9 protein-coding genes are annotated in these 6223 nt (G+C 68.5%); all 9 read right to left on the bottom strand.

Annotation, left to right across the window (positions count from 1 at the left end):
* Window positions 1-89 precede the first annotated feature (89 nt).
* Window positions 90-437: a helix-turn-helix domain-containing protein gene (locus AB0C21_RS42205; protein ID WP_500212036.1), complete on the bottom strand. Its 348-nt coding sequence runs from the start codon at window positions 435-437 to the stop codon at window positions 90-92.
* A 2-nt stretch (window positions 438-439) separates the two neighbouring features.
* Window positions 440-589 (bottom strand): type II toxin-antitoxin system RelE/ParE family toxin, encoded by a 150-nt coding sequence (locus AB0C21_RS42210; RefSeq protein WP_500212049.1) that lies wholly within the window; start codon window positions 587-589, stop codon window positions 440-442.
* Window positions 590-802: 213 nt separating this feature from the next.
* Complete coding sequence (locus tag AB0C21_RS42215; RefSeq protein WP_500212037.1) at window positions 803-1399, bottom strand: 3'-5' exonuclease; 597 nt, start codon at window positions 1397-1399, stop codon at window positions 803-805.
* A 147-nt stretch (window positions 1400-1546) separates the two neighbouring features.
* A complete protein-coding gene (locus AB0C21_RS42220; RefSeq protein WP_500212039.1) occupies window positions 1547-2146 on the bottom strand; it encodes a short chain dehydrogenase in 600 nt (199 codons plus the stop codon).
* A 135-nt stretch (window positions 2147-2281) separates the two neighbouring features.
* A complete protein-coding gene (locus tag AB0C21_RS42225) occupies window positions 2282-3277 on the bottom strand; it encodes a winged helix DNA-binding domain-containing protein (protein ID WP_500212041.1) in 996 nt (331 codons plus the stop codon).
* A gap of 281 nt (window positions 3278-3558) precedes the next feature.
* Window positions 3559-4818, bottom strand: a complete 1260-nt coding sequence (locus AB0C21_RS42230; RefSeq protein WP_500212043.1) for a sialidase family protein — start codon at window positions 4816-4818, stop codon at window positions 3559-3561.
* 385 nt (window positions 4819-5203) lie between these two features.
* Window positions 5204-5398, bottom strand: coding sequence for a DUF397 domain-containing protein (locus AB0C21_RS42235; protein WP_500212045.1), 195 nt, complete (start codon window positions 5396-5398; stop codon window positions 5204-5206).
* Window positions 5395-5589 (bottom strand): DUF397 domain-containing protein, encoded by a 195-nt coding sequence (locus AB0C21_RS42240; RefSeq protein ID WP_500212046.1) that lies wholly within the window; start codon window positions 5587-5589, stop codon window positions 5395-5397. The genes AB0C21_RS42235 and AB0C21_RS42240 overlap by 4 nt, the downstream gene beginning before the upstream one ends.
* Window positions 5586-6149, bottom strand: a complete 564-nt coding sequence (locus AB0C21_RS42245; RefSeq protein ID WP_500212048.1) for a DUF5753 domain-containing protein — start codon at window positions 6147-6149, stop codon at window positions 5586-5588. Before AB0C21_RS42245 ends, AB0C21_RS42240 begins: the two co-directional genes overlap by 4 nt.
* Between the last annotated feature and the right edge of the window lie 74 nt (window positions 6150-6223).

The following is a 6223-nucleotide window of genomic DNA, read 5'->3' on the forward strand; positions in this document are numbered from 1 at the left end:
CCGAGCCAAGCCCACCGCAGACCGCAAAAAGCCCCCCACCGGCACGTCCTGACCTCAAGCGCGGTTGCCGTGGTGGCTGCGGTGCAGCGTCAGGCGGCGTTGGTGGGCCGGTCGGTGACGGGAAGCCTCATGGTGTGGTCGCCGAAGTCGGCCACCAGGTCGAGGTGTCCTCCGAGTGCCTCGACGTATCGGGCGATGACCTCGATGGAGGTGACCTCACCGTGTTCGATCTGGGAGATGCGGGCGACGCTCACGCCCATGTCGGCGGCGAGGTCCTTCTGGCCGAGGCCGGCGTGCTTGCGGGCTTCGGCGAGCTGGTGTCCGCGCGTCTCGGCGAGGAGCCTGCGTGCTCCGGACTCGATCTCGGAAGGGGAGACGCCGGCGGCGTGCAGTTCTTGTTCCAGGGTTTCCCAGTCCTGCGGAGTGCGCTTGGGCACGGTCACTCCTCCTCTTGGGCGGTGTGGTCGATGTAGAGCTGTTCGGCCAGTGGGATCTTGTCGCGGTACCACCGCTCCCAGTTGCCCGCCTTGTCGCCGCCGAGCAGAAGGAGCGCTGATCGTGTCGGGTCGAATGCGAAGATTATCCTTATCTCGGATCGGCCGTCTCCTGCCTCCTCCCACGGGTGCTGACAGGCGAACTGGGCTGGGGTGGCCTCCGGCGGGTCTCAGGATGAGCAGAAAGGCCCATCGGTGCGAGGCCCGCACTGATGCCGCTAGTCGTGTTCCAGCACCACGGCGGCCAGCCGGTTCTGCTCCGTCACGCACCGACCGCGCCCGACGATCACGCCACGGTCACGTGATGGTCAACGCCGGCCGGTGGGCTGGGATGCCTTCTCGTCCGAGCCGGGCCAGGCCCCGCGGGCGCTGATCTCGAGCATCAGGGCGGCGATGTTCCAGGCGTCGTCGGCACCGCTGTGGTGACGGCCCTCAAGGGGAAGGCCGACGTGCTCCAGCGCCGCACTCATCCCGGGCTTCCTGCGGAGGTTGAAGCAGTGGGTGAAGGCCTGCTTGGCGTTGGTGTGCCGCGAGCCGAACGGGTAGGAGACGCCGCCGTCCGAGCACTGGCGCTCGAACTGCCTGCGGTCGTAGTCGCCCCAACTCACCCAAGCACGGGACCGCGACCGGTGCTCCCGTTCCAGGAGCGCGCACGCGGTTCCGAAATCGACACCGCCCTCGACTTCCGCCGAAGTCAGCCCGGTCAGTTCGGTACAGAACGCGCTGACCGCCGAGCGCGCAGGGCGGACCAGAATGCGGTGCTTGGCCACCCGCTTCCGCGCCTCCACGTCCACCACGCACAGCCCGATCTCGATGATCTCGCTGACCTCTCCGGGCGGCGGACGTCCCTCCCAACAGGTCGCTTCCACATCAATGACATTGAGAAACTGCCCAAAATTTTCCATAGTCAAGCAACGCTACCGACGAACTCCCGGCCTGGCGACTCGTTAATGGACGCCCGCCTGAATTGCGGGAAGGCATGGAGACCGGAAAACGCGGATCTCCGTCCGGACGGTGAGGGAGGCGGTTCGCCGCGGGTTCGGATCGCGGGGTCACATCATGTACACCTGGCCGGTCTGGCGGCCCTCGATGGAGCGGATGTAGGCATCGGCGGCGACGGCGACCGGGACGGGCTGGAAACCGGCGAACAGGTCGCCGTAGACGTCCATCGACTCGGCGAAGACGGTGGGGCTCACGGCGTTGATCCGCTGGCGGTGCGGAAGTTCGATCGCGGCGGCCCGGACGAACGCCTCGACGGCGCCGTTCACCGTGGACGCCACCGAGCCGGTGGCGACCGGGTCACGAGTGAGGACGCCGGTGATGAGAGTGAACGAGGCCTCCTCGCCCAGGAGCATGCTGCCTTGACGGACGAGTTCGATCTGGCTGAGCGCCTTGCCGGTGAGGCCGTCTCGCATGTCCTGGGCGCTCAGCTCGGTGAAGGGCTTCCACGGGACGCTGCCCGCGGTGTTCGCCACGGCGTCGACCCGGCCCGCCCGTTCGTACATCGACCGGATGGAGTCGGGGTCGGTGATGTCGACGGAGATGTCGGAGCCCGAGCGGGAGGCGGTGACGATCTGGTGGTCACGCTTCTGCAGGGCACTGTGGACAGCGCTCCCGAGGGTGCCGGTCGCTCCGATGAGCAGGATCTTCATGCAGGGATGATCGTTTGTCACGGTCCAGAAGTCCAGCCATGAAGGTCGTCTCAAACGAGCCAGGCCCGCGCGGTGGCCGCGCGGAGGCCCGGCCGTGTGGCGAGGGCATGCCGCTCCGCGGGAGCAGGCGTACGGTCAGGGAAGCGTGACCTTGGCTTCGAGCCGCAGGTACTCGCCGTACCGTCTGGCGGCCTGGTCGAGCGCTTCGAGCTGCGAAGGTGTCAGCGCCCGGTAGGGCCGCAGGTCGAACCGCACATGGTCGCGGCCGACGGTGCGCCGCATGGAGGCGGAGAGCTGGGCGTCGACCAGGGCCATCCCGATCGCGGCCTCCCGGACGCGCGGCACGTCGCCGGCGGCGTCCAGCACCCAGCGGGTGTCCTGGTAGCCGCGGTACGTCTCGTCGAGGATCTGCAAGAGGTGGCCTCCAGGATCCTGCGGTCCGTCGGGGGCCTCTCCGGGCGCGTGCCAGAAAGTGCGCCCGTCGTGCTGGAACGAGTCGAGCCGATCACGCACCTGATGCAGGCCTGCGCGCACGTCGGTGAGGGTGAGCGTCGCCCAGTAGGCGAGGTCCCGTTCGGTCGCCGGGCCGTGGCCGGTGAAGTAGCGCAGCGCGAGTTCGGCCAGGGCCTCGGTCCGGTCGAGGCGCCGTGGTGCCGGCACGCGCTCGGACATGAGCGCGTAGGTGTGTTCGCCATCGCTGACCCGCCCGCTGCAGATCAGGCCGTCCAGCTCGGCGTGGGCCAGGAGGATCACCGGCATCTGCCCGCCGCCCAGGACACCGCGCTCGCGCAACTCCTCGGCCAGCTGCGCGCGGGTGAGTTCTCCCCGGCTCTCCAACGCCTCCATGACGGCGGTGACCGCCCGGTCGATGGCACGTTCGTCGAGGCCGTGGGTATCGCGCAACTGCCGGCCGGTGACCTGCCGGACCCGAGGACCGGTCAGGTCGAGCAGCCAGCCGACGTCCTCGGCTCGCACGAAGTGCCACGTCGGCCGCAGCACATGTGTACGGACGACGGCGCCGTCGTCGAGGAGGCTCGCCAGATCGGCCCGGTCGGGTTTCCGTGTGCGGGAGGCTACGGCCCAGGCCGCCTGGCTGGAGTTCTCCGCCTGGACGGCCAGCAGTGATCCCACCGCCTCACCTGCCGACCCGACGTGGGGCCAGACCAGGTGTTGAGTGCGCAACCGCCAACGAGCGATGTCGATGTCCCGCACCGCGCCCCCATCTCCTGGATTCGAACCGGGAACAGCCTAGGCAACCGCACTGACATTCAGCCGGTCGGCGGACGTTCGCCAATCCAAGGTGCTCGCGCCCCGTCCGCAGCGACATCTGCGGACGGGGCGCGACCACATGGCGATCCGTTGTGCACCGGGTGCGACCCGCCGGCGAGGGCCGGCGGGCCGCACCTCGGCGGTCAGTTGTAGAAGGTCGCGCTGTGGATGTCCACCGGGTTGGCGGTGTCGCCGGTGCCCACGCCGTAGACGGCCACGAACGCCGAGCCGGTCGAGACCAGGCCGGTGTAGTCACCGAGCATCCGGCCGGAGCTCGTCGACGGCACCTTCCGCGCGTCGAAGGGCCCCTCGATGTGCCGCTCGCGCCACGATCTAGACTTCGTGCATTCCTGCGCGCAGGTCACGGCCCAGAAGTCGGTGGGCAGGTCGGCGGCGGACGTGTTGTTTCGGAAGTCGTAGTACGTGACCGCCACGGTGCCGCCGGGGGACACCGCGATCGCCGGTACCACGGCCGAACCGGAGGGCGTCCTGTCCACGCGGACCGGGCTGGACCAGGTCTTCCCGCCGTCCTTGGACTCCGCGTACTGGACGTGGAAGGTGCCGTCGGCGTCCTGGCTCTGCCAGACGATGTTCGCCGCCTTGCCGCCCGGCCGGGCCGCCAGCAGCGGCAGCGAGGCGTTGCGCACGGGGTCGCCCGAGTTGTCGGGGTCGGGGACCTTGGTGCCCACGGCCATCGGAGCCGCCACGTTCAGCGTCGGCGCCGACCAGGTGTCGCCGCCGTCTGTCGAGCGGATGACCTGCGTGGCGGCGGTGGTGTCGGTCTCCTGGTGCATGCCCATCAGCAGCGTCCCGTCGGCCAGCGGCACCAGCTCGGTACCGATGACGCCGCTGTTGGTCGGGAAGTCGTACACCTTCTTCGTGGTCCAGGTACGCCCGTCGTCGGTCGACTTCGCCATGTAGATCGGCTGTACCCAGCTCTGCGTCGTGTCGGTCGACTGGGTCTCGACCCGGTCCCAGACCGCGTAGACCACGCCCGGGTGGTACGGATCGGCCGTGATCGCGGGGCGGTCGTTGAAGAGCTGCGGATCGTCGTCGCGCTTGAGGGTCACCGGACGGTCCCAGTGCATGCCGCCGTCACCGGACCGCGACACCAGGATCGCCGTCGTCTCGCCGGTGCGCGACAGCGAGAACGACGCGGCCACCGCCGCACCGGACGGCGTGATCGTGACCCAGTGGTCCGTCGTGACGTCGTAGTCACCGCCGTTGGCGGCGGTACCGCCGTCGCAGCGGGAGAACGCGGGCTGGTCCGCCGACGGACGCCAGGTCGCACCGTAGTCGTCGGACACGGCGGTGGCGGTTCCGTTGCTCCCGTACCTGTTCCACCGGTCCTGCTGGTACACCGCGACCAGATGCGACGGCCGCTTCGGGTCACGAGCCACCATGGGCTGGACCTCGGTATTCGGGTTCAACACGTATCCGTCGCCTTCGGGCTGCCCGCAGCCCAAAGGCAGCGCACTGGTACCCGATATCCGCACCACACTGGCAGGGTCGGACGCGTCCGCGAAGGCGGATTGAACCGTGAAGGTCAAGGCGAACACGGTGGCCGCCATGGCCGCCATTAACGTCGAAGGTCGTTTCAACGGTGCCTTCCTCATCCTCGATCGGGGGTCTCCGCGGGACGCGGCCATGAACCGGGCAACGCGTCCCAGCGGACGCCGGAACGGCACGACCGACGCTACAGTCCAAGATCGACTTCTATCCCGCGAACAGCGAAATCAAGATCATCTCTGCCCTTTCCCCGACCCTTCGGCCCGCGTCACCGGCCGATCAGCGAGGAAGGTCGAGGTCGTCGCGCTTCACCCGGGCCAGCAACCCGCCGAACGCCTCCCGCCCGAACACCAGCCGCTCCCCATCCGGATCCCTGGAGTCCCGCACCCACACCCAACCGCCCAGCTCCGCCAACTCCACGCATGCATCGTCATTGCCGCCGCCGCTGTGGGAGCTCTTGCGCCAAGTGATCACTGGGGAAGGTCGAGGGCGTCGCGCTTCACCCGAGCCAGCAGCCCGCCGAACGCCTCCCGCCCGAACACCAGCCGTTCCCCATCCGGATCCCTGGAATCCCGCACCCACACCCGACCGCCCAACTCCGCCAGCTCCACGCATGCCTCGTCGTTGCCGCCACCGGTATAGGAGCTTTTTCGCCAAGTGATCACTGGTACATCCTCAACGTTCGCTCGATCAGATTTCTCGAAGCCGCCCGCGACAGGGCCATTGCTCCGATCTGATCGAACCGTATCGCCAGGATGTCCGCTTGTTCACCGGCCTCGATCAAACGGCCGCCGACCTGCGCTCCGGCATACGCGACCTCCCGCCCTCGAACCCGCAGCACCTGGAAAGGGCCGTCGTGTCCCGGGTGCCAGCCGACCTCTCGCGGGACGACTCGCACACACACTCGCGGCAACTCCGCCACTTCGAGGAGACGCGCCATCTGCCCTTTCATGACCTGCGGGCTCGCCACAGGGCATTCGAGGACCTCCTGGTCCATGAGGATCCAGAGGTATGGCGGGTCGTCCCTGAGCAGGACCTCCTGCCGCTTCATTCGGGCCTTGGTGGTCGCCTCCGCATCGTGCACGTGCCCCGCCGCCCGCAGCACGCCCTGCGCGTAAGCCTCCGTCTGCACCAGCAACGGCACGTGCTTGCCGTGGAAGATCTTGATGATCTCCGCCGCCATCTCGTATTGGACGTATTGCCGGGTCGGGTAGCGGGGACGCATTACTGCGTCCCCGCCCCCTCAGAACCGTGCGTGCCATTCGTCACGGCACACGGCTCAAGCAGATCCAAGCGGCG

The sequence above is a fragment of the Spirillospora sp. NPDC049024 genome, from assembly GCF_040649235.1.
In the GTDB taxonomy this organism is placed as follows: Bacteria; Actinomycetota; Actinomycetes; order Streptosporangiales; family Streptosporangiaceae; genus Spirillospora.